Source organism: Cellulomonas sp. URHD0024, assembly GCF_000426185.1.
Taxonomy (GTDB): domain Bacteria; phylum Actinomycetota; class Actinomycetes; order Actinomycetales; family Cellulomonadaceae; genus Cellulomonas.
Genome location: NZ_AUEW01000017.1, coordinates 12,671 through 34,266, shown reverse-complemented (window position 1 = coordinate 34,266; position 21,596 = coordinate 12,671). Strand labels below are relative to the sequence as shown.

Here is a 21,596-nt window from a genome sequence, read left to right as displayed (position 1 = left end):
AGGGGCGGCCGTGTGGTCGTCCCTGCCCACCGGGTCAGGCGGTCAGCTCACCGCGGTGAGGGTCCACCGCTGGTTGGCGCCACCGGACAGGTCCCACTGCTGGATCCCGGCACCGTCGGCGGTGGAGTTGTCCCGCACGTCCAGGGCCTTGCCCGAGTGCTTGGCCGTCAGGGTGCACCCACCGGCGACCGCGTTCAGGCGCCACTGCTGGTTGCCGCCACCGGAGTAGTCCCATTGCTGGACGCCGGCACCGTTGGCGGTCGAGACCCCCGCCACGTCCAACGCCTTGCCGCTGAGCGTGGACACGACCTTGTAGTAGCCGCCGGAGGTGGCCGTCACCACCCACTTCTGGTTGCTGCCACCGCCGTAGGTCCACTGCTGGATCGCGGCACCGTTGGCCGTCGAGTTGTCCCGCACGTCCAGCGCCTTGCCGCTCGACGCCGAAGTGATCCGGTACGTCGAACCGGAGACCACCGTGCAGGACCCCGCGGCCGGCGGAGTCGTCGTGGTGGGCGTCGGCGTCGGGGTCGTCGTCGGCGTGACCGTCGGCTTCGGCGTCGAGGTCGGCGTCGGCGTCGACCCCGTTGCGGCCCACGTGTAGGTCCCCACGCCGCCGGCGGGCAGGGTGGCCGAGACGAACATGCCGCTGTAGCTGATCCCGAAGGTCCGCGGCGACGTCTGGGTGTTCGCTGCGACGACCGTGATGGTCCCGTTCGGGTTCTTGAACGCGACGTCCTGCACGTCGCCGGCGTTGTTGCTCCCGATGCGGACGGCGCCCTGCTGCGTCGCCTTGCTCATGTGCCCGATGGCGTAGTACTCGGCGTTGCGGGTCACCGTGGTGCCGTCGATCGTGATGACACCGGTGCACACCCCCGTCGGGTCCACCCCACACCCGCCGTTGACCGGACCACCCTGCGAGTTGAGCGCCAGGTTCCAGTTGAGCACCCCCTTCGCCCAGTTGCGGACGGACGCGATCTGGACGTTCTTGATGTGCCACTGCAGGGTGTCGGAGAAGACCTTCGCGGGCGCGTCGTTGATGCCGCGCCAGCCCGACGCCTCGGTGAGCCAGATGTCCTTCGTCGGGAAGGCGTCGTGCAGCGCGGTCATCGCCCCGGCCTCACCGGCGTAGTGGTGGTAGCCGGTGCCCGCGATCCACTGGGCGTTGGGCGCCCGCAGCGCGTCGTAGGGGTAGTTCGGCTCCGGCGGCACACCGAGTGCGGCTGCGTCGGCCGCGTCGTCCGGGTGCTGAGCCCAGTTGTGGTCGTAGGAGATGATCTTGACGCGGCTCAGGCCGGCGTCGCGGAGCAGCGGGCCGAGCTCGCCGATCACCTTGTCCTGGTGCGCGACGGGCAGGTCCATCCCCGGGTAGCTGTCGGGCGTCCGGTTCTGCGGCTCGTTCTGGATGGAGATCGCGTAGATCGGCACACCTCTGGCCTCGTAGGCCTGCACGAACTTGAGCAGGTAGAGCGCATACGAGTGGAAGATGGCCGGGTCGTCCTTGAGCCGCCCACCGATGAGGGAGCCGTTCGCCTTCATCCAGGCCGGGGCGCTCCATGGGCTCGCCATGACCTTCAGGCCCGGGTTGAGCTGCAGCGCCGTGCGCACGAGCGGCAGGATCTTCGCCTCGTCGTGCGCGACCGAGAACGTGGTCTGGGCCAGGTCGCTCTGGCCCGCAGGCAGGTCGTTGTACGTGTAGTGCGGGCCCTGGACGTAGTCGGACGCGCCGATCGGCTGCCGCAGGAAGCTCATCCCGATGCCCTCGGACGGGCTGAAGATGGAGCGCATCACTGTGTCGCGCTGCGCCTCGGGGAGGTTGTAGAGCAGGACGGACGACGAGTCCGTGATGGACGCCCCGAACCCGTCCATCGTCTGGAACGTCTGCGACGGATCGACGGTGATGACGTCTCCCGGACGGGAGCCGTCGGTGCTGAAGACGACCGACGGCTGCGGGCTGAGCAGCTGTGAGCGGTCGGCTGCGGTCACCCACGACGACACGGTCGGACCGGTCGCGGCCTGGGCCGCCGAGCTGGCGACCGTGACCGCGGCGACCGCGACTGCTGCGGCCGCCGCCGCACAGGCGACGCGGGTGGACCTCTTGCGAGGCTGGGACTGAGACACGTTTCCTCCTTGAAACGGTGGTGTCGCGCGACGGCACGTGCCGTCGCGCGACCGGTCGGCGTTGCGTCACGCTGCCGCCCTGCACGGCAATCCGGACTGGATCGCGGCGCGTCGGCCCGCCGGACGACGGTTCGGCCACACTATGTAACACATGTAACATGGCTGCCACGTTCCGGCGCAACGAAGCATCTCGACGTTCACCACCGCTGTCAATACGCCGAAATCACGCGTGGGCCGAAAGGCTTGCCTGTAACAGGTGCATGTAACACACCAATCGCGCAGTCTGCGCTCACTCCTCATGGCGACGTTGCGTCGGCGCCCTCACCCCGACGCAACGCGCCGCAGTCCTCGCAGGGGGCTACCCGTACGGCGCGCTCAGCCAGCTGTGTTCCGACTGGCCCCCGCTGCCTAGAGTGAGAAACCACATCCGGTTCGCCGGCGCACGGCACGGACGTACAGCGCACGGACGCAGGGGGCATGGTGGCCGAAACGACTGGGGCTCTCGCCACGTTCGACTTCGCCGCCTTCTTCGCTGCGGTCGACGACGCCCGCCGCACTCAGGGCCTGCACTGGTACGGGCTCGCCGACGAGGTGTGGAACCTGTCCGCACAGCTCAACCTCGAACGCGAGGATCATCCGCTCTGCGGCGGCGCGGTCTCCCGGCTGGGAGCGCGCGGCGAGACGTCGTGCCAGTACGCGCTCTATCTGCTGCGCTGGCTGGAAAGGGCACCGGAGGCGTTCCTCGTCGGCCCGGTCGTGGAGGTCGGGGACACGCGGCTCCCCGATCCGGGCCCCGGCAGCCGGCTCCGTTGGGACCTCGCCCAGCTCCATGCCGCGCTCGACGAGGAACGGCAGCGACACCGGCTCACCTGGGTGGCTCTGGCCGAGCAGATCGGCTGCACACCGAGCCGACTGACCAACCTGCGCACGGCGCGCATGGCGGACATGGCTCTGACGATGCGCGTCACCCAGTGGCTACGCAGACCCGCCGCAGAGTTCGTCCATCCCGCGAGCAGTCGGCAGCGCGCCGACCTGCTCTGAGAGCCATGAGGTCGAACGAGGCCCGGTGACGTGCGGAGGCTCACAAGGGACGTGCCGACCGCACCACCTCCGCGCCGACGCTGAGCCGCGCGCCGCACGGCGTCGGAGCGGTCGCCCCCTTACGGTGATCTGGACACCGGCGTCGTTCGACGCCGCACCGAACCTGCTGCGCCCGGCGCCCAGCGCCCTGCACTCGAGGAGCACCGATGAGCACCTCCGACCCGGATCGTCCGGCCGACGACACCACCCCTGTCCCCGTCGAGGAGAGTGCCCCTCCCGTCGCCGAGCCCACGGCCGCCCCGGCTGCTGCCGGCGCCGAGCCGGCACCGACCGTGGTCGCCGAGCCGGCCGCACCACCCATCCCGGAACCCGCCGTCGCGGACCCCGCTGCCGCGCTCGGCGCAGAACCCGCAGCACCGGTCGGTCCCTCGGCACCGTCCGCACCCGCGGCCCCGTCAGCACCTGTCGCTGCTCCGGCGGCATCGCCCGCGGCGACCGAGCCCGTCAGCCTCGACACCGGTCGCCACGCGATCGTCCGGCCGGTCCCCGTCCCCCCGGACGACCCGACCCCGGTAGCCGCCACGGTCGCGACGCCGGTCGCCGCGCCCGCCGCCACGCAGCCAGCCGCCACACAGCCAGCCGCGGCGCCGCCCGCCGCCACGCCGCCGGCCGGCACCGAGGTCGACCCGGCGCTTGCGGCGGCCGCAGCGGCGGCGGTCGCACGGGGGGCCGCACCCGAACCGGGCGCCTACGGCGCGATCACCCCGGAGCCCGACGTCGATGGCCGCCTCTTCCCGGACCCGAACGCGCCGCGCAGCCCGTCGGCAGGGTCGCGCATCCTCGGCGTGATCGTCGGGCTGATCCTGACGCCCCTCGCGGTCGGCGTGCTGCTGCTCGGCGAGTCGCAGATCCTCGAGGCGCAGGTCGACGGCTGGGATGCGTCGACCTCGGTGTTCGGCATCGTGCTCGTCACGCTCGGGCTGCTGCTGCTCGGCTGCGTTCTGCTGCTGGGGCTGTGGACCGCCGCCGTCCCGATCGCCGGCGGCTCGCTGCTGACCGCCGCGGGCGCCGTCTACCTCTACGCGCCGTCGATCGCGCGCGACCAGACGCTGAGCTTCCTGACGTCGTCGGGTTGGCGCCTCACGATCACCCAGGTCACCGTCGCCGGGACGTCCGGCATGGTCCTGGCGGCCGGGTTCCTCCTGCTGCTCTCCGGGCTCGTCATCGCCTCGTCCCGCCGGCGCGGCATCCGGCTCGGCGAGTTCCGCGAGCGCCACAAGGCCTCCACGACCTGACCAGCAGGCGGTACGGAGTGCGGCTAGAGTCCGTCCCGGACCCCGGTCCACCTGCACCGACGCTGCTGCACAGGAGGTGGTCCACGTGACCGACGACGTCCACGAGACCGTGCCGGAGACACCGCACGAGCCCGGCCTCGAGAACCTGCTCACCGAGGAGCGACGCTTCGCCCCGAGTCCCGAGTTCACCGCGCAGGCCAACGCCCAGCGCGACCTCTACGCGTGGGCCAACGCGGACCGGCCGAGCTTCTGGGCGGACCAGTCCCGCGAGCTGCTGAGCTGGGAGAAGCCGTTCGAGGAGGTTCTCGACTGGTCGAACGCGCCCTTCGCACGCTGGTTCGCCGACGGCACGCTGAACGCCGCGTACAACGCGGTCGACCGGCACGTCGAGGCGGGCAACGGCGACCGAGTCGCACTGCACTTCGAGGGTGAGGGCGGCGACACCCGCACGATCACCTACGCCGACCTGCAGCGCGAGGTCTCCAAGGCGGCGAACGCGTTCACGGCACTGGGTGTCGCCCAGGGCGACCGCGTCGCGATCTACCTGCCGCTGATCCCCGAGGCCGTGATCACGATGCTGGCCTGCGCGCGGATCGGCGCACCGCACTCGGTCGTGTTCGGCGGCTTCTCGGCCGAGGCCCTCAGCAGCCGGATCAACGACGCCGAGGCGAAGCTGGTCGTCACGGCCGACGGGGGCTACCGCCGTGGCGCGGCCAGCGCGCTGAAGCCGGCGGTGGACGACGCGATCGCCAAGGGCACGCCGTCGGTGGAGCACGTCGTCGTCGTGAAGCGCACGGGCCAGGACGTCGCGTGGACGGAGAAGGACGTCTGGTGGTCCGACGTCGTCGACACCGCGAGCGACCAGCACACCCCCGTCGCGGTCGAGGCCGAGCACCCGCTGTTCATCCTCTACACGTCGGGCACCACCGGGAAGCCGAAGGGCATCTTCCACACCACCGGCGGGTACCTGACGCAGGCGGCGTTCACGCATCTCAACGTGTTCGACCTGAAGCCAGAGACGGACGTCTACTGGTGCACGGCCGACGTCGGTTGGATCACCGGACACACGTACGTCGTGTACGGCCCGCTGATCAACGGCGCGACGCAGGTGATCTACGAGGGCACCCCCGACACGCCGCACCGCGGCCGGTGGTGGGAGATCATCCAGAAGTACAAGGTCAGCATCCTGTACACCGCCCCGACGGCCATCCGCACCTGCATGAAGTGGGGCGAGGAGATCCCAGGCCGGTTCGACCTGTCGAGCCTGCGCGTGCTGGGGTCGGTGGGCGAGCCGATCAATCCCGAGGCGTGGATCTGGTACCGCCGCGTCATCGGCGGCGACAAGGCGCCCATCGTCGACACGTGGTGGCAGACCGAGACCGGCGCGATCATGATCACCCCGATGCCGGGCGTGACGGAGACCAAGCCCGGGTCGGCGCAGGTCGCGCTCCCGGGCATCGCCGCGGACGTCGTCGACGACGAGGCGCACTCCGTGCCGGACGGCGCGGGCGGCTACCTGGTGATCACCGAACCCTGGCCGTCGATGCTGCGCGGTATCTGGGGCGATCCGCAGCGCTACGAGGACACCTACTGGTCCCGGTTCCAGAGTCTCTACTTCGCCGGCGACGGTGCCAAGAAGGACGACGACGGCGACATCTGGCTGCTCGGCCGCGTCGACGACGTGATGAACGTGTCCGGGCACCGGCTGTCGACCACGGAGATCGAGTCCGCGCTCGTGAGCCACCCGTGGGTCGCGGAGGCGGCCGTCGTCGGCGCCAACGACGAGACCACGGGCCAGGCGGTCGTCGCGTTCGTGATCCTGCGCGGCGACGCCGGCGGGTTGGACCAGGACGCCGACGCGGTCCAGACCGAGCTGCGCAACCACGTGGCCAAGGCCATCGGCCCGATCGCCAAGCCGCGCCAGATCCTCGTGGTCGCCGAGCTGCCCAAGACCAGGTCGGGCAAGATCATGCGTCGTCTGCTGCGCGACGTCGCGGAGCACCGTCAGGTCGGCGACGCCACGACGCTGGCCGACTCCTCCGTGATGGACCTCATCGCCCAGGGGTTGGCGGCACCGGGGGCGAAGCAGGAGGACTGACCACCCTGCCCGCGGCTGAGGCCTCGGCCGATGCCTCGGCCGCGGCGTTCGCCGGGCTCAGCGCCAGGGCGACGCAGCCGGCGAGGGCGAGCAGGGTCCCGACGGCGGCCGCGACCTCCCAGTGCTCGCGAACCCGGTCGCCGAGCACCCAGATGCCGACGATCCCCGGCACCACGACCTCGAGCACGGACACGACGGCGGCTGCGGTGCCGACCGACCCGCGTTCGAGCGCCCGCAGGTAGGCGAGGACGCCCGCGAGCGCGTAGAGGGCGATCGCGATCGAGAGCGGCTGGGCGAGCGTCGCCCACAGGCCCTCGGACTCGGTCGCCGCACGGGCCGCGATCGCGGCGCCCGAGTAGCCCAGACCGCCGATCACCGCGAGGACGATCGGCGGCGCGTTCCTGTAGGACACCGCCGTCAACGCAGCGAGGACGGCCGCCGCTGCGATCATGACGGCGACGAACCCGTCCGGTGGCGGCACGGTCGGCTGCTCGCCGCCCGAGAGCGAGACGAGCACCAGGGCGGCGACGACGGTGACGACGGCGATGCGGTCGATCGGGCGCATGCGCGTCCCGAGCACGAACCGCGCGAGGACGACGACCACGACGAGCGACGACGCGATGATCGCCTGGACGACGAACAGCGGCAGCACGTTCAGGGCGACCAAGGACAGCACCCAGGCGAGGCCGTCGACGGCGAATGCCGCGATCACGAGCGGCTGCATGACCACCGCGAGCCCCGAGGCCCGGCGCGTGGCCACGGCCTGCATGATCGTGGCGACGCCGTACGCGATCGACGACACGACGGCGGCGAGCACCGCCCAGATCACGACGGCGCCGCGCGATCGTTCACTTCTCTCCCCACCCCATGTCTGCAGTGTGCCGCGGCACGGCGGCCGTCAGCGGGACCAGAGGGTGCGCAGGTTGTGGACCGCCTCGCGGCCGGCTCGGTTGGCGCCGACGGTCGAGGCGCTCGGCCCGTACCCGACGAGCTGGATCCGCGGGTCGGCGACGACCTGCGTCCCGTCCATGACGATCCCGCCCCCGGGCGCGCGCAGGCGCAGCTGCGCCAGATGGTCGAGCGACGCGCGGAAGCCGGTGCACCACAGCAGTGTCCGCGCCTCCACGAACGCCGGCCCGTCCACCCACCCGTCGGCGGCCGGGGTGCTGCTCGAGGACCACGCGACACCGGAGGGCACGATCAGCGAGAACATGGGCCGCGCCGCGAGGATCCCGGCGGTGATGCCGAGGCGGTAGGCGGGGGTCAGCGGCAGGCCGGTGACGGAGACGATGCTCGACGGCGGCAGGCCGGCGCGGGTGCGGGCGTCCACCGCCGCGACGGCGTCACGCCCGAGCTCGGGGGTGAACTCGACGTCGCGCCACGCGGGCGGTCGGCGGGTGACCCAGGTGGTCGTCGTGACGCGCGAGAGAGCGAGCGTCAGCTGCACCGCCGAGGTCCCGCCACCGACGACGACGACGTGCCCGTCGGCGAGGTCCTCGGGGAGCCGGAAGTCGTGGGCGTGCAGCTGGCGACCGGTGAACGACGTCCGCCCCGGGTAGGTGGGCCAGAACGGCTTGCTCCAGGTCCCGGACGCGTTGATCAGGCCCCTGGTGCGCCACTCGACGACCTCGTCCGGGCGCACGACGCTGTGGCTGCGCACGAGCAGGCGGCCGTCGACGTCGGAGACCGACGACACGCGCACGGGTCGCTGCACCCGCAGGTCGAAGGCCTCTTCGTACTGGGCGAAGTAGTACGGCACGGCGAGCGCGGCCGGCTCACCGGGGTCGGGGGCGACGAGCGGCATCCCCGGAAGGTCGTGCACACCGTGCGCGTCCGCCATCGTCAGCCCGGGCCACCGGTGCTGCCAGGCTCCGCCGGCCTGCGACGCGTCGTCGAGGACCACGAACGTCTCGTCGGCGGTCGCCCAGCCCGCTTCCCCGACGGCCACCAGGCCGTTCTTGCGCAGGTGGTACGCCGCCGCGAGGCCGGCCTGACCCGCGCCGATCACCACGACCGTCACGTCCACGGGTCCCGACGGCGTCCGGGCGCGCCGGGACCGGCGAGTCTCCGGGCGGCTCTGGGACGGGTCCATGGCCCGCCCAACCTACCCGCTCGTCGCGGGCTCGCCTCGGGAGCGGCGCCGTTCACCGGAACGCCCCGCGCTGCTGGACACCCTCCGGAACGCCTCGTGGTGGGATGGTGCCCATGGTCGACATCTCCTCGCAGGTCGTCGTCACCGCGACAGCCGGTCCGCTCGCGACGTCGGCCGCCGAGTCCGTCCGTGACCTCGCGCACCGAGCGGCCGCCGCCGACGGCGTCGCCCCCCTCTCCGAGCAGCCGCTCCTGTGGCTCACCGAGCGGGAGGCACCCGCGGTGCACCTGCAGGCCGTCGCCGACGACGGGCTCGTCGGCTACGCACAGCTCGACGTCGGGTCGCAGACCAGCGTCAAGGCAGAGCTCGTCGTCAACCCGGCGCACCGACGGCGGGGGGTCGCCCGCGCGATGCTCCGCCGGGCGCGGGCGGAGGCCGAGCTGGTCGACGATCGCGAGCTGCGCGTCTGGGCGCACGGCGACCTGCCGGCCGCCCGTGCCTTCGCGCGAGCGGCGGGGATGGTCGTGGTCCGGGAGCTGCTGCAGATGCGGGTCGACCTGACGGCACGGCCGTCGCAGGAGCCGGCGCTCCCGCCGGGCGTCACGGTGCGCCCCTTCCAGCCAGGTGCCGACGAGGACACGTGGCGCCGCGTCAACTCGCGCGCGTTCGCGTACCACCCGGAGCAGGGCCGCATGACGTCGGCGGACCTGCGGGCGCGAGAGGCCGAGAACTGGTTCGATCCGGCCGGCTTCCTGCTCGCGGAGCGCGCAGGAATGCTGCTCGGCTCGGTGTGGACCAAGGTGCACCGGGCGGGCGAGCACGGCCCCGACCGCGTCGGGGAGATCTACGTCGTGGGGGTCGACCCGGACGCCCAGGGGCTCGGTCTCGGCCGGGCGCTGACCGCCCTGGGCCTCGACCACCTGCGCAGCCTGGGCCTGACGACGGCGATCCTCTACACAGGCGCGGAGAACACCGTCGCGGTGCACACGTACGAGCGTGCGGGCTTCGTCCGATCCGCTGTGGACGTGATGTTCGGCCCGGATACCAAGAGTTCACCCCGGGATGTCACGATGGACGCATGACGGACCTCACCGCCCTCGACCCCACGCTCGCCGCCCACATAGCCGAGCACGTCCGTCCGGCCGACGACCTGGAGCTGTTGGACGCGGAGCGCGAGCTCCGACCGCTCCCCGAGGACCGGTTCCTGGATCGCGAGCTGTCCTGGCTGGCGTTCAACAGACGCGTGCTGGAGCTGGCCGAGGACCCCGACCTGCCCCTGCTCGAGCGGGTGCGCTTCCTGGCGATCTTCGCCTCGAACCTGGACGAGTTCTTCATGGTCCGCGTGGCGGGCCTCAAGCGCCGCATCGCCACGGGCATCGCCGTGACCGCCGCGTCCGGCGGCTCCCCCCGGCAGGTCCTCGAGGCCATCAGCGACGAGGCCCACCGGCTCATGGCCCGGCACGCTGCCGTGTTCGCGGAGCAGGTGCAGCCCGCCCTGACCACCGAGGGCATCACGCTGGTGCGCTGGGACGAGCTGGGCGAGTCCGAGCAGGACCGGCTGCGCAAGTTCTTCCGCCGCCAGATCTTCCCGGTGCTGACCCCCTTGGCGGTCGACCCCGCGCACCCGTTCCCGTACATCTCCGGGTTGTCGCTGAACCTGGCCGTCGTCGTCTCCAACCCCGCGACCGGCAAGGAGCACTTCGCGCGCGTCAAGGTGCCGCCGCTGCTGCCGCGGTTCATCGCGGTCGACGCCTCCGGCCGCCCGAGCGCGCCGGACGTGCAGGCGGCCTCGCTCGAGCGCGGTCCGATGTCGTTCGTGCCGGTCGAGGACGTCATCTCCGAGCACCTCGAGCAGCTGTTCCCCGGGATGGAGGTCCAGGAGCACCACACGTTCCGGGTCACGCGCAACGAGGACGTCGAGGTGGAGGAGGACGACGCCGAGAACCTCCTCAAGGCCATGGAGAAGGAGCTGCTGCGGCGCCGCTTCGGCCCGCCGGTCCGACTCGAGATCGCCGACGGCATCAGCCCGCGCATCCGAAGCCTGCTCATCCGCGAGCTCGGGGTCGACGAGGACGAGGTCTACGAGCTGCCCGCGCCCCTGGACCACACCGGCCTGCACCTCATCGCCGACCTCGACCGTTCCTCGTTGCAGTACCCGCGCTTCGTGGCGTCGACCGCCCGCCAGCTGGCGGAGGTGGAGAGCGCGACCCCCGCGGACATGTTCGCCAAGATCCGCGAGCGCGACATCCTGCTGCACCACCCGTACGACTCGTTCAGCACGTCGGTCCAGACGTTCCTGCAGCAGGCCGCAGCCGATCCTCAGGTGCTGGCGATCAAGCAGACGCTCTACCGGACCTCGGGCGACTCCCCGATCGTCGACGCCCTCATCGACGCCGCAGAGGCCGGTAAGCAGGTCCTCGCGCTGGTCGAGATCAAGGCGCGCTTCGACGAGCAGAACAACATCTCCTGGGCCCGCAAGCTCGAGCAGGCCGGCGTCCACGTCGTCTACGGCATCGTCGGCCTCAAGACCCACTGCAAGCTGTCGCTGGTGGTGCGCCAGGAGGGTGAGGGTCTGCGTCGCTACTGCCACATCGGCACGGGCAACTACAACCCGAAGACCGCGCGCCTCTACACCGACCACGGGCTGCTCACGAGCGACCTGGAGGTCGGCCAGGACCTGACGCGGCTGTTCAACCAGCTCTCGGGGTACGCGCCGAAGTCACGGTTCCACCGGCTGCTCGTCGCGCCCCGCTCGGTGCGGAACGGCCTGATCGAGCGGATCGACCGCGAGGCAGCCGCCGCACGCGCCGGCCTGCCCGCGTGGATCAAGATCAAGGTCAACTCGATGGTCGACGAGGCCACGATCGACGCCCTCTACCGGGCCTCGCAGGCGGGTGTGCCGGTCGACCTCGTGATCCGCGGCATCTGCGCCCTGCGTCCGGGGGTCCCGGGCCTGTCGGAGACCATCCGCGTCCGCTCGATCCTCGGTCGCTTCCTCGAGCACTCCCGCATCTACGCGTTCGCGTCCTCGGCCAAGGCCGAGGACGCCACGTTCGAGGGCCCGGAGGTCTACATCGGCTCGTCGGACCTCATGCACCGCAACCTCGACCGTCGCGTCGAGGCCCTGGTCCGGATCGCCGACGCCGAGCAGGTCGGCGAGCTCCTCGAGCTGCTCGACGAGTCGATGGACGACGGCACCTCGTCGTGGCACCTGGACTCCGACGGCAGGTGGTCGCGCCATCACGTCGGCCCGGACGGCCCCCTCGTCGACCTTCAGGCGGCGCTCATCAACCGGCAGCGTCGCCGGCCCGGCACTGGCCGGTGAGTGCGGCGCAGGCTCAGGCGCCGACGATCGTCGAGGCAGCCGGTGCGATCGTGTGGCGGGTTCGCCAGGAGAAGCTCCAGGTCGCCCTGGTGCACCGGCCGCGGTACGGCGACTGGTCCTGGCCGAAGGGCAAGGTCGACCCGGGCGAGACGATCCTGGGCGCGGCGACCCGTGAGGTCGCCGAGGAGACCGGCCACGACGTGGTCCTCGGCATCCCGCTGCCCGGCCTGGAGTACGGCCTGTCCGACGGACGCCGCAAGCGCGTGCACTACTGGGCGGCCCAGGTGGCCGGTCGGCCCGACGCGGCCTCCCTGCGCGCACGCCCGCCGGCTCCGCCCGTCTCCCCCAAGGAGATCGACCAGATGCGCTGGTTCGACGCGGACGTCGCCTTCAAGCGCCTGACCCGGCCCGACGACCAGCTGCCGCTCGACGAGCTCGTCGACGCCTACGCCCGGGAGCGGCTCGACACCCGTGCGCTCGTCGTCGCCCGGCACGGCACGGCCCGTCGGCGGGCGGACTGGAAGGGCACCGAGCTGGACCGTCCGCTCACCAGCGACGGCCTCCGGCAGGCCAAGGCGCTCGTCCCGATCCTGTCGACGTTCGGCGTCGGTCGGGTGGTGACGAGCGCGTGGGCGCGCTGCCTCGGCAGCGTCGCACCCTATGCGGAGGCCGCGCAGGTGGTGCCGGAGGTGTCCACGATCCTCACCGAGACGCAGCACAGCTCGTCGCCGGCACGGGTCGCCGCCGAGGTCCGGGCCCTCCTCGAGTCGCACGTCGACGTGGTCCTGTGCACCCACCGACCGGTGCTGCCGACCGTCGTGGACGTCCTGGCACAGCACGCCGGCCGGCAGATCGCCGACAAGCTGCCGAACGAGGACCCGTTCCTGCACCCTGCCCAGGTGCTCGTCGCGCACGTCGCGCAGACGCACAAGGGTCCGCGCGTGGTCGCGACCGAGACGCACCGACCGCACGAGGCCTGACCCGACCACGAGCGGCCGCGCCGGCCTAGACGAAGTGGCTGAGGATCGGGTTGAGGATCCAGTAGACGATCGCGGCGACGAGGGCGGCCGCGGGGATCGTCAGCACCCACGCGTAGGCGATGTTCTTGGCGACTCCCCAGCGGACCGCGGAGAGGCGCTTCGTCGCTCCGACGCCCATGATCGCCGAGGTGATCGTGTGCGTCGTCGAGACGGGCGCGTGGAACCAGTACGCGCTGCCGTAGAGGACCAGCGACGCCACCGACTCGGCCACGAAGCCGCGCGCGGGGTCGAGCTCGATGATCTTGCGACCGAGGGTGCGCATGATGCGCGAACCACCTGAGTAGGTGCCCAGCGAGATGGCCAGGGCCGAGGAGAGCTTGACCCACAACGGGATCGAGCTGCCCGTGTGGAATCCGCCCGCGACGAGCGCCAGGACGATGATGCCCATCGTCTTCTGCGCGTCCTGCAGACCGTGGCCGAGCGCCATCGCGGCGGCCGAGGCCGTCTGGGCGATCCGGAACCGGCGCTGGGTGCGTGCGGGGGCCCTGTTCCGCACGATCCACAGCACCACGACCATCAGCGCGAAGGCGCCCAGGAAGCCGATCACCGGGGAGAACACCATCGGCAGGACGACCTTGTCCCAGATCTGCTCCCAGTGCACGGTCACGCTCGCCGCGATGCCGACCCCGGTCAGGGCGCCGATGATCGCGTGCGTCGACGACGACGGCAGACCGAGGCGCCAGGTGATGAGGTTCCACGTGATCGCGCCGACGAGGGCGGAGAACACGATGATCAGCCCCTCCTGCGAGCTGACATCGGTGATGCTGATGATGTCCTCGGCGATCGTCGTCGCGACGTTCGTGCCGAGCAGCGCGCCGAGCAGGTTGAAGAACGCCGCCATCAGGAGCGCGACGCGTGGGGTCAGCGCCCGGGTGGAGACCGAGGTCGCGATCGCGTTGGCCGCGTCGTGGAACCCGTTGGTGTAGTCGAAGCCGAGCGCGAACGCGACGACGAGGATGACGAGCGCGACCTCCACCCCGCTCAGGACTCCTTGAGCGCGATGGTCTCGACGGTGTTGGCCACCTTCTCGAACGCGTCGGCCGCGTCCTCGAGCCGCTCGACGATCTCCTTGAGCTTCATCAGCAGGATCGGGTCGGTGATCTCGTCGAACATCTGGGCCAGCAGCTTGCGGTGGATCTTGTCGGCCTGGTTCTCGAGGCGGTTGACCTCGACCCAGTACTCGGACAGCGAGTCCATCGAGCGCAGCCGTGGCATGGCCTCGGCCGTCAGCTCCGCCGCGCGCTGCAGCACCTGCACCTGGTCGGAGACGCGGGGCGGCAGGTCCTCGATCTTGTAGAGGACGATCAGGTCGGCCGCTTCCTCCATGAAGTCCATGCAGTCGTCGAGGCTCGAGGCGAGCATGTAGATGTCGTCGCGGTCGAACGGGGTGACGAACGTCGAGTTCAGCCGTCGCATGATCAGGTGCGTCGCCTCGTCGGCGTCGTGCTCCGCGTCGGCGATCCGCTTGCCGATCTCCTTGCGACCTGCTCGCTCGGCACCGAGCATCTCGCCCAGCAGGTTGGCGCCGGTGACGAGGTGCTTCGCCTGTGCGGCGAAGAGGTCGAAGAACGTGGTGTCGCGCGGTGTGAGGCGCAGGCGCACAGCAGACTCCGTCGAGGGGGGAGGAGGACGGGGATCAGGCTAGGTCACGGTCGGGGGAATGCCTAACGCACGACGACGAGCGCATGGACACATGGTGACAGGCCGACGCCATCTGCGAGTCAGTCTTCCGGGCGACGTGGCCGCACGACTCGACGAGGCTGATGATGACGCCGGGCCGCGGAGCGCCTCTCGGCGCGGGGCCGCTCGAAGCGGCTTGAGATGGAGCCCGGGGCTACCGCGACCCGACGTCGAGCACCATTCTAGTCCCGGACCTCCCGTTGACCGAAGTCTCCAGGCTTCGCGCGCAGCGGAATCATCGACCGGTACCCGGCGCGAAACAGGTCTGTCACGTGCAGGAACGCTGCTACTCGAGCCGGTCCGCGCGCCACAGCACCGCCGCCCGACCGAGCTCCTCGGCGGTCCGGACCAGCGACGCCGCACCGCGGGTCAGCCGGACAGCACCGGCCGGATCGAGCACGTCGAGGTGGTCCGCGTCGAACGCGGCACCCGTCGCGAGGACCTGGCAGAACGCCGCCGCGCGTTCGAGCGCCACTGCGAGATCACCCGAATAGACCCCTGAGAGGACCGCGTCGGCGACCGCCCGGACGTCCGCCGGCCCGGGCGCGTCGGCAACCCCGGCCACGGCGTCGTGCACCGGCGCCGCCGCGACGCCCAGCCGGTAGCGGTCCGCGATCGTCTCCGGGTCGCGTCGCACCCACTCGCGCAGGACGTACAGCCGCCACAGCGCTCCGGGCAGCGTGTCGGCGGGGCTGTCGGACCAGAGCCCGGCAACGACGTCGAGCCCCTCGGTCTCCACCAGCGAGACCAGCCGCGCGACGACCTCGGGATCGGCGTTCGCGCGCCCGTGGTGCACGAGCGCCCCTGCCGTCGTGTGGGCAGCGTCGTTGCGCACCGCGGGGTCGTACCCGCCAGGCAGCTCGTCGGCAGCCGCGGGGTCCATCATCGCGGGCCGACGAGGGCGCCGTGCACCGGATGTCGCGTCCATCGCACGATCTTGCACCGCGATCGACCGCACAGCCAGCACGTCGCTCGGTCGGCGGGCGCGCGGACCGTTCTCTCGGCCGGCATCGTGCGACGACGTGCGGGCGGCCCACAGCAGGTCCAAGGTGGGTTCCAGGGCTGGGGGCGCTCCCCGGCGACAAGGAGGTCAGGAACGATGACGCACGCGTCGACGCCACCGACCGGCGGACCAGAGGCCCAACCGAACCCCTACAAGAACAAGGCGATCGGACTCGCCGTGGCAGCCGCGGTCGGCGGCTTCTTGTTCGGCTTCGACAGCTCGGTGATCAACGGGGCTGTCGACGCCATTCAGGAGGACTTCGACATCGGCTCGTCGCTCACCGGATTCGTCGTCGCGGTCGCCCTCCTGGGCTGTGCGTTCGGCGCCTGGCTGGGCGGCAAGCTCGCCGACAAGTTCGGCCGGACGCGCGTCATGCTGGTCGGCGCGATCCTGTTCTTCGTCTCCTCGATCCTGTCCGGCCTCGCGGTCGGCGTCTGGGACCTGATCCTCTGGCGCGTGCTCGCCGGCATCGGCATCGGCATCGCGTCCGTCATCGCACCGGCCTACATCGCGGAGATCGCACCCGCGGCGATGCGCGGTCGCCTCGGCTCGCTCCAGCAGCTCGCGATCACGCTCGGCATCTTCGCGGCGCTGCTCTCCGACCAGCTGCTGCAGGGTGCCGCCGGCGGTGCGTCCGAGACCCTCTGGCTGGGCCTCCCGGCGTGGCGCTGGATGTTCATGGTCGCGGCCATCCCCGCAGCCGTCTACGGCTTCCTCGCGCTACGGATCCCCGAGTCGCCGCGCTACCTCATCGCGACGGGCCGCCGGGAGGAGGCCAAGGACGTCCTGGCGAGCACCCTCGGAGAGGGCGTCGACGTCGAGGACCACGTGGTCCAGATCGAGCACACGATCGCCACGGACAAGAAGCTCGAGGCTCAGGCGAGCCTGCGCGGACCGCGGTTCGGACTGCTGCCCGTGGTCTGGGTCGGCATCCTGCTGTCGGTGTTCCAGCAGTTCGTCGGCATCAACGTGATCTTCTACTACTCGACCACGCTGTGGCAGGCCGTCGGTTTCGAGGAGAGCCAGTCGTTCCAGGTCTCGACGTTCACCTCCATCACCAACGTGCTCGTGACGTTCATCGCCATCGCGCTCATCGACAAGGTCGGCCGTCGTCCGCTGCTGCTCACGGGATCCATCGGCATGGCCCTGACGCTCGGGGTGATGTCCCTGGCGTTCACGCAGTCCACCGGGACCGGCAAGGACGTCACGCTCGCCGAGCCGTGGGGCGTCATCGCCCTCGTCGCCGCCAACCTGTTCGTCGTCTTCTTCGGCGCGACGTGGGGACCGCTCGTCTGGGTCCTCCTGGGCGAGATGTTCCCCAACCGCATCCGTGCAGCAGCCCTCGGCGTGGCCGCCGCCGCTCAGTGGATCGCCAACTTCGCGATCACGGTGACGTTCCCACCCCTTCTCGACCACTTCGGAGCCTCGATCCCCTACCTGATGTATGCGATATTCGCTGCACTGTCGTTCCTCTTCACGCTCTGGAAGGTGCCCGAGACCAAGGGCGTGGAGCTGGAGGACATGGAAGGGGTCACGGTCGACCGCTCCCGACGAGGCACGGCCGCATCCACCTGACGGGGTGCAGTCCGCCGTGCGGCGGTCCAGAACGGCGCGGTGGGCCGGTGTCTCCCCCACCGCGCCGTTCGGGACGCTTCAGCCCTTCGGCTCGCGGGCGGCGGCGAGGTCCGCGTTCAGGCGGGCGATCTGGGCGGCGAACGAACCGATGTCGTCGTCGGTCCACTCCGCGAGCGCCTTGCGGAAGAAGGCGCGACGAGCCACCTGCGCGGTCTCGAAACGCTCCCGGCCCACGTCCGTCAGGTCGAGCAGCTGACCGCGGTAGTCGTCCGGGTCCGGACGGCGGGACACCAGTCCGAGGTCGCCGAGCCGAGCGAGCTGGCGCGACATGGTGCCGCGGCCCACGCCGATGTTGGCGGCGAGATCGCTGGCCCGGACTCCCGGCGTCGTGGCGATCATCGCGAGCAGCGAGTAGGCCGCCGGTTCGAGGTCCGGGTGCACCAGCCGCGAGATCGCGGCCGACGACGCCTGGGCGCGTCGCAGCAGGAGGCCCATCTCGCGCTCGAGCTGCCGGAACTGTTCGTCGACCACGGCCCCATCCTCGCGGACCGGGCACACAAAAGGACCAGCCGCCACGGGTGCAAGACCGACGTCCTGCCAGTTCAGCGGCTCCGCTGGGTGCTAGCACCTAGTCCAAGCAGCGAGACCGACGGCAGAGCGAAAGAGCCGGGCTGAGCTCAGCGCGACCAGGTGGCGCGCTGCCGGGCGACGTGGGCGATCGCCGCGACCCGGTGCATGTCGAGCCGCTCGGGCATCCGTCGGAAGGCCCCCTGCACGTCCTGCCGCGACATCACGACCGTCTCGCACTCGACGGGGCTGGAACGGACCTCCAGCTCGCCGTGCACGACCACCACGCCGCGGACGAAGATGTCGGCGCAACCTGCGGCGAGCAGCAGCCCACGGACCCGGCCGGCCTCCAGCTTGGCGTCACGCAGATAGGCCATCGAGCGACCGTCCACCTCGATGCTGCGCCCCTCGACGACGACCTTCTGGCCGGGGTGGCGGCGCTCCGCCACGGTGAAGGCCCCGCCCGGACCGAACAGCAGGTGCTCGACGAGCGTCCCCTGCCGGCCCAGCGGCACGTCGTGGATGACCTGCCATCCCTCGTCGACGAGACGCTCGAGCCGCGTCCGCACGGAGCTGCCGCGCTCGGCGCGGATACCCGCCAGGTCGATGGTGTCCCAGTCGTCGCCACCCAACCAGGCCTGCAACGCGGCGTCGTCCGCCGCGTCCAGGGCACCGATGCCGGGAGTGGCCACCGGCAGCGCCAGCTCCGTGACGTCGGCGCGCAGGTAGGCCTGCACCGCACGACGCACACCGTTCTCGAGGAACGGGTCGTCGGCCACGACCTCGCCGGACTGCAGGTCGACCGAGCCGACCCTCCGCCCGGTCTCCTGCGTGACGAAGAGACGGTCGGCGCCATAGCGCCGCCATCGCCGCACGGTCAGGACATCTTCCACACGGCCATTATCGGCACGGCGGGCGTCGAACTTCAGTCGTGTCGACCATCCGGACGCACGCGCGACGGGGTGTCGCTGCGACGCGCCGCGACCACACCCGTGCGCACGCGCCCGGACCTCCACACGGTCGGGCTACTCGCTCGGCTCGAACGTCAGACTCACCGAGTTCATGCAGAACCGGTCACCCGTCGGCGTCTGCGGGGCATCGTCGAAAACGTGCCCCAGGTGCGACCCGCACCGCGCGCACCGGACCTCGGTGCGCACCATGCCCAGCGAGCGATCGCTGATGAGCTCGACCCGGTCGCCCGCGAGGGGCGAGAAGAAGCTGGGCCAGCCACAGTGGGAGTCGAACTTGGTGTCGGACCGGAACAGCTCGTTGCTGCACGCCCGGCACCGGTAGACACCCTCGCGCTTCTCGTCCAGCAGCGGCCCGGTCCACGCCCGCTCGGTCCCCGCCTTGCGCAGGACCGCGAACTCCTGGGGCTCGAGCTCCAGAGCCCACTGCTCCTCGGTCTTGTTGACCTCGTACGTCATCGGACACACCCTCCTGAATCTGTCGGCGTCCTGTGCAACCACCGACCCCGGGCAGGAGTTCCCGACGCGCCGGAACAGGGCCGTGACCTGCATTCTCGTGATTTGTCCGCCGATCCGCATACTCTCGCCCATGCGGGCACAGCACTGCGCTCGCCCCTGGAGGACGCCCTGTGCCCGGAGCCACCCGCCGCCGCTGGTCCCTGACCCGCTATTTTGCGGTCGTCAGCATCGTGGCCATGGTCGTGCTGGGATTCGCCCTGGTGTGGGTCACGTGGACCGTCATGGGGCAACAGGCGGTGCGCGACGGGATCCGCAGGGCCGAGTCCGTCCAGACCTACGCCACCGCCTCCGTCCCCACCGACTCGTTCGTCCTCCCGGACGTGCTCTCACCGGAGGAGGCCGCGGCGGTCCGGTTGGCAACCGCCGGGTTCGCCGACAACCTGATCGAGGTGCGGCTCTGGGCGCAGGACGGCTCGCTGATGTACAGCTCGGCCACCCGCACCACTACCGCCTTCCCGGCCGGCGACCGGCTCGACACGGTCATGGCGACCGGCGAGTCCGACGCCCGCATCGTCACGGACGTCCGCGGTGCGGGCCCCGACTCGGACCACAACACGCAGCGGGACGTCCTGGACGTCTACGTCCCGGTCCCCGTCGAGGACACCAGGACCCGGGACTCCACCCTCTCGCCCATGCCGGCCCCGGGAGAGGTCGTCGGCGCGGCCGAGGTCATGCTGGACCACACGGAGTCCACCCAGGCGCTCACCGACGCCGTCCGGACGGTGTCGATCGTCGTCGTGCTGGGGCTGGTGCTGCTCTGGATCCTGCTGTTCCGCACGGTGTTCACCACGTCGCGACGCCTGCAGGCGAGTGCTCTCGACAACGCGCGGCTCGCGCTGCTCGACTCCCTCACCGGCCTGCCGAACCGGCGCATGCTCGCGGAGCGGATGCGGCGCACGATCAGCGAGGCGCAGGAGAACGGCAGCCGGGTCGGGCTCATGCTGCTGGACATCGACCGGTTCAAGGACATCAACGACTCGCTCGGGCACGACCGCGGTGACGAGCTGCTCGAGCAGGTGGCCGAACGTCTGCGCGGGGCGCTGCGCGACGACGACATCGTCGCCCGCCTCGGTGGCGACGAGTTCGCGATCCTCCTGCCCGACGTCCGCTCGGTGGCCAACGCCGAACGCCTGGCCCGGCGGGTGCGCGGGCTGTTCGTGCCGCCGTTCATGCTGGGCGAGCTGCCGCTGCACGTGGACACGTCCGTCGGCGTCGCGTGCCTGCCCGACCACGCCGACGACCCGTCGTCGCTCATGCGGACCGCGGACGTCGCGATGTACGCGGCCAAGCACCACCGAACCGGCGTCTCGGTGTACTCCTCGGACGAGGACGACTCCTCCCCCGCTCGTCTCGTGCTGCTCGGCGACCTGCACCGCGCGCTGACCCCGGCCGAGGGCGAGCCGCGCGAGCTGCGCATGCACTACCAGCCGAAGATCGAGCTGTCGTCGGGTGCCACGATCGGTCTCGAGGCGCTGGTGCGCTGGGTGCACCCGACCCGAGGCCTGCTTCCACCCACGGTCTTCATCCCGCTCGCCGAGCAGTCCGGCCTCATCCACGACGTGACGCGGTACGTCCTCACGGAGTGCATCACGCAGCTGGCGGAGTGGCGGTCCGAGGGCCGCGCGACGCCCGTCGCGGTCAACCTCTCGGCGCACGACGTCACCACCTCGGCGGTCGTCGACCTGATCGAGCAGCTGCTCGAGGAGCACGCGGTGCCCGCCGACCTGCTCGAGGTCGAGATCACCGAGACCGCCCTGGTGGCGGACCCGTCGCGCGTCGTCCCCGTGCTGGAACGGCTCAGCGCCCTCGGCATCCGGGTGGCCATCGACGACTTCGGCATCGGCAACACGTCGATCTCGCAGCTGCGTGACCTGCCCGTCGACGAGCTGAAGATCGACCGGCTCTTCGTCTCGGACCTCGGCGCGGGCGGCCGGGAAGGCTCCGACACGCTCGTGCAGGCGATGGTCGACCTCGCCCACTCGTTCGACCTCCAGGTGGTCGCCGAGGGCGTCGAGGACGCGAGCACCGCGGACATCCTCCTGCGCCTCGGTGTCGACCAGGCGCAGGGATTCCTCTACTCGCAGGCAGTGCCGGCCGGCGACCTGCCGCTGGTCGGCGCCGTTCCTCGCCCCCGGCGTGGGCGCAGCAGCCGGGCCGGGGCGGTCTCGGTCGTCCAGGACGTCCGTCCCGGGCCCGTCCGACACGCCCGCCCACCGCGTCCGCCCCGTCCGGACAGCACGATCGAGTGATAATTCGGTTTTGCCCTCAAGATCGG

At 71.2% G+C, this 21,596-nt stretch carries 17 protein-coding genes; 8 read left to right on the top strand and 9 right to left on the bottom strand.

Going from position 1 to position 21,596, the window contains the following annotated elements; translation table 11 throughout:
* Positions 1 to 42: 42 nt before the first annotated feature.
* Entirely contained in the window at positions 43 to 2,118 is a 2,076-nt protein-coding gene (locus I847_RS24220) for an RICIN domain-containing protein (protein WP_155856185.1), read from the bottom strand.
* Between the two features lie 477 nt (positions 2,119 to 2,595).
* Between I847_RS24220 and I847_RS0116020 the strand changes: the two genes are divergently transcribed.
* From I847_RS0116020 to acs, 3 genes are all read left to right on the top strand, one after another.
* Positions 2,596 to 3,159 (top strand): hypothetical protein, encoded by a 564-nt coding sequence (locus I847_RS0116020; RefSeq protein WP_028050498.1) that lies wholly within the window; start codon positions 2,596 to 2,598, stop codon positions 3,157 to 3,159.
* A gap of 206 nt (positions 3,160 to 3,365) precedes the next feature.
* Positions 3,366 to 4,454 carry a hypothetical protein gene (locus tag I847_RS25845; protein WP_051274982.1) on the top strand — a complete coding sequence of 363 codons (1,089 nt, stop codon included), beginning with the start codon at positions 3,366 to 3,368 and terminating at the stop codon, positions 4,452 to 4,454.
* Positions 4,455 to 4,539: 85 nt separating this feature from the next.
* Complete coding sequence (gene acs, locus I847_RS0116010; RefSeq protein ID WP_051274985.1) at positions 4,540 to 6,552, top strand: acetate--CoA ligase; 2,013 nt, start codon at positions 4,540 to 4,542, stop codon at positions 6,550 to 6,552.
* Here acs and I847_RS24210 read toward each other — a convergent pair.
* Together I847_RS24210 and I847_RS0116000 are read right to left on the bottom strand one after the other, a co-directional pair.
* Positions 6,506 to 7,381: a hypothetical protein gene (locus I847_RS24210; RefSeq protein ID WP_051274981.1), complete on the bottom strand. Its 876-nt coding sequence runs from the start codon at positions 7,379 to 7,381 to the stop codon at positions 6,506 to 6,508. The genes acs and I847_RS24210 overlap by 47 nt on opposite strands.
* A 69-nt stretch (positions 7,382 to 7,450) precedes the next feature.
* On the bottom strand, positions 7,451 to 8,644 hold the full coding sequence (locus tag I847_RS0116000) for an FAD-dependent oxidoreductase (protein WP_081681042.1): 1,194 nt from the start codon (positions 8,642 to 8,644) through the stop codon (positions 7,451 to 7,453).
* Between the two features lie 113 nt (positions 8,645 to 8,757).
* Here I847_RS0116000 and mshD point away from each other — a divergent pair, with 113 nt between their 5' ends.
* Genes mshD through I847_RS0115985 form a run of 3 tightly spaced genes read left to right on the top strand, consistent with a single transcriptional unit; the run spans position 8,758 to position 12,949 of the window.
* A complete protein-coding gene (mshD, locus tag I847_RS0115995) occupies positions 8,758 to 9,726 on the top strand; it encodes a mycothiol synthase (RefSeq protein WP_028050495.1) in 969 nt (322 codons plus the stop codon).
* Positions 9,723 to 11,969 carry an RNA degradosome polyphosphate kinase gene (locus tag I847_RS0115990; RefSeq protein WP_028050494.1) on the top strand — a complete coding sequence of 749 codons (2,247 nt, stop codon included), beginning with the start codon at positions 9,723 to 9,725 and terminating at the stop codon, positions 11,967 to 11,969. Before mshD ends, I847_RS0115990 begins: the two co-directional genes overlap by 4 nt.
* Positions 11,966 to 12,949 (top strand): NUDIX hydrolase, encoded by a 984-nt coding sequence (locus I847_RS0115985; protein WP_028050493.1) that lies wholly within the window; start codon positions 11,966 to 11,968, stop codon positions 12,947 to 12,949. The genes I847_RS0115990 and I847_RS0115985 overlap by 4 nt, the downstream gene beginning before the upstream one ends.
* Positions 12,950 to 12,974: 25 nt before the next feature.
* Here I847_RS0115985 and I847_RS0115980 read toward each other — a convergent pair whose 3' ends face one another.
* From I847_RS0115980 to I847_RS0115970, 3 genes are all read right to left on the bottom strand, one after another.
* Positions 12,975 to 13,985: an inorganic phosphate transporter gene (locus tag I847_RS0115980; RefSeq protein ID WP_028050492.1), complete on the bottom strand. Its 1,011-nt coding sequence runs from the start codon at positions 13,983 to 13,985 to the stop codon at positions 12,975 to 12,977.
* 5 nt (positions 13,986 to 13,990) lie between these two features.
* Entirely contained in the window at positions 13,991 to 14,611 is a 621-nt protein-coding gene (locus tag I847_RS0115975; protein ID WP_028050491.1) for a DUF47 domain-containing protein, read from the bottom strand.
* A 364-nt stretch (positions 14,612 to 14,975) separates the two neighbouring features.
* Complete coding sequence (locus I847_RS0115970) at positions 14,976 to 15,575, bottom strand: hypothetical protein (protein WP_028050490.1); 600 nt, start codon at positions 15,573 to 15,575, stop codon at positions 14,976 to 14,978.
* 213 nt (positions 15,576 to 15,788) lie between these two features.
* Here I847_RS0115970 and I847_RS24205 point away from each other — a divergent pair, with 213 nt between their 5' ends.
* Positions 15,789 to 17,267, top strand: coding sequence for a sugar porter family MFS transporter (locus tag I847_RS24205; protein WP_034610667.1), 1,479 nt, complete (start codon positions 15,789 to 15,791; stop codon positions 17,265 to 17,267).
* 78 nt (positions 17,268 to 17,345) lie between these two features.
* On the opposite strand, the gene I847_RS0115960 is transcribed toward I847_RS24205, so the two are convergent.
* The 3 genes from I847_RS0115960 to msrB form a co-directional block, all read right to left on the bottom strand.
* The gene (locus tag I847_RS0115960; protein WP_028050489.1) at positions 17,346 to 17,798 is read right to left on the bottom strand and encodes a MarR family winged helix-turn-helix transcriptional regulator; all 453 of its coding nucleotides are present in this window, start codon (positions 17,796 to 17,798) and stop codon (positions 17,346 to 17,348) included.
* A 146-nt stretch (positions 17,799 to 17,944) separates the two neighbouring features.
* Positions 17,945 to 18,727: a nuclease-related domain-containing protein gene (locus tag I847_RS0115955; protein ID WP_028050488.1), complete on the bottom strand. Its 783-nt coding sequence runs from the start codon at positions 18,725 to 18,727 to the stop codon at positions 17,945 to 17,947.
* A gap of 132 nt (positions 18,728 to 18,859) precedes the next feature.
* A complete protein-coding gene (gene msrB, locus I847_RS0115950; RefSeq protein ID WP_028050487.1) occupies positions 18,860 to 19,261 on the bottom strand; it encodes a peptide-methionine (R)-S-oxide reductase MsrB in 402 nt (133 codons plus the stop codon).
* Between the two features lie 170 nt (positions 19,262 to 19,431).
* Here msrB and I847_RS25840 point away from each other — a divergent pair, with 170 nt between their 5' ends.
* Positions 19,432 to 21,570: a bifunctional diguanylate cyclase/phosphodiesterase gene (locus tag I847_RS25840; protein WP_231384248.1), complete on the top strand. Its 2,139-nt coding sequence runs from the start codon at positions 19,432 to 19,434 to the stop codon at positions 21,568 to 21,570.
* Positions 21,571 to 21,596: the final 26 nt, after the last annotated feature.

Bases quoted from the DNA above. Each gene is read 5' to 3' on its own strand.
- I847_RS24205 (WP_034610667.1), top strand. From the start codon at position 15,789: ATGACGCACGCGTCGACGCCACCGACCGGCGGACCAGAGGCCCAACCG.
- msrB (WP_028050487.1), bottom strand. From the start codon at position 19,261: ATGACGTACGAGGTCAACAAGACCGAGGAGCAGTGGGCTCTGGAGCTC.
- I847_RS0116000 (WP_081681042.1), bottom strand. From the start codon at position 8,644: ATGGACCCGTCCCAGAGCCGCCCGGAGACTCGCCGGTCCCGGCGCGCC.
- I847_RS0116020 (WP_028050498.1), top strand. From the start codon at position 2,596: ATGGTGGCCGAAACGACTGGGGCTCTCGCCACGTTCGACTTCGCCGCC.
- mshD (WP_028050495.1), top strand. From the start codon at position 8,758: ATGGTCGACATCTCCTCGCAGGTCGTCGTCACCGCGACAGCCGGTCCG.
- I847_RS0115990 (WP_028050494.1), top strand. From the start codon at position 9,723: ATGACGGACCTCACCGCCCTCGACCCCACGCTCGCCGCCCACATAGCC.
- I847_RS0115970 (WP_028050490.1), bottom strand. From the start codon at position 15,575: ATGATGGACCCCGCGGCTGCCGACGAGCTGCCTGGCGGGTACGACCCC.
- I847_RS25845 (WP_051274982.1), top strand. From the start codon at position 3,366: ATGAGCACCTCCGACCCGGATCGTCCGGCCGACGACACCACCCCTGTC.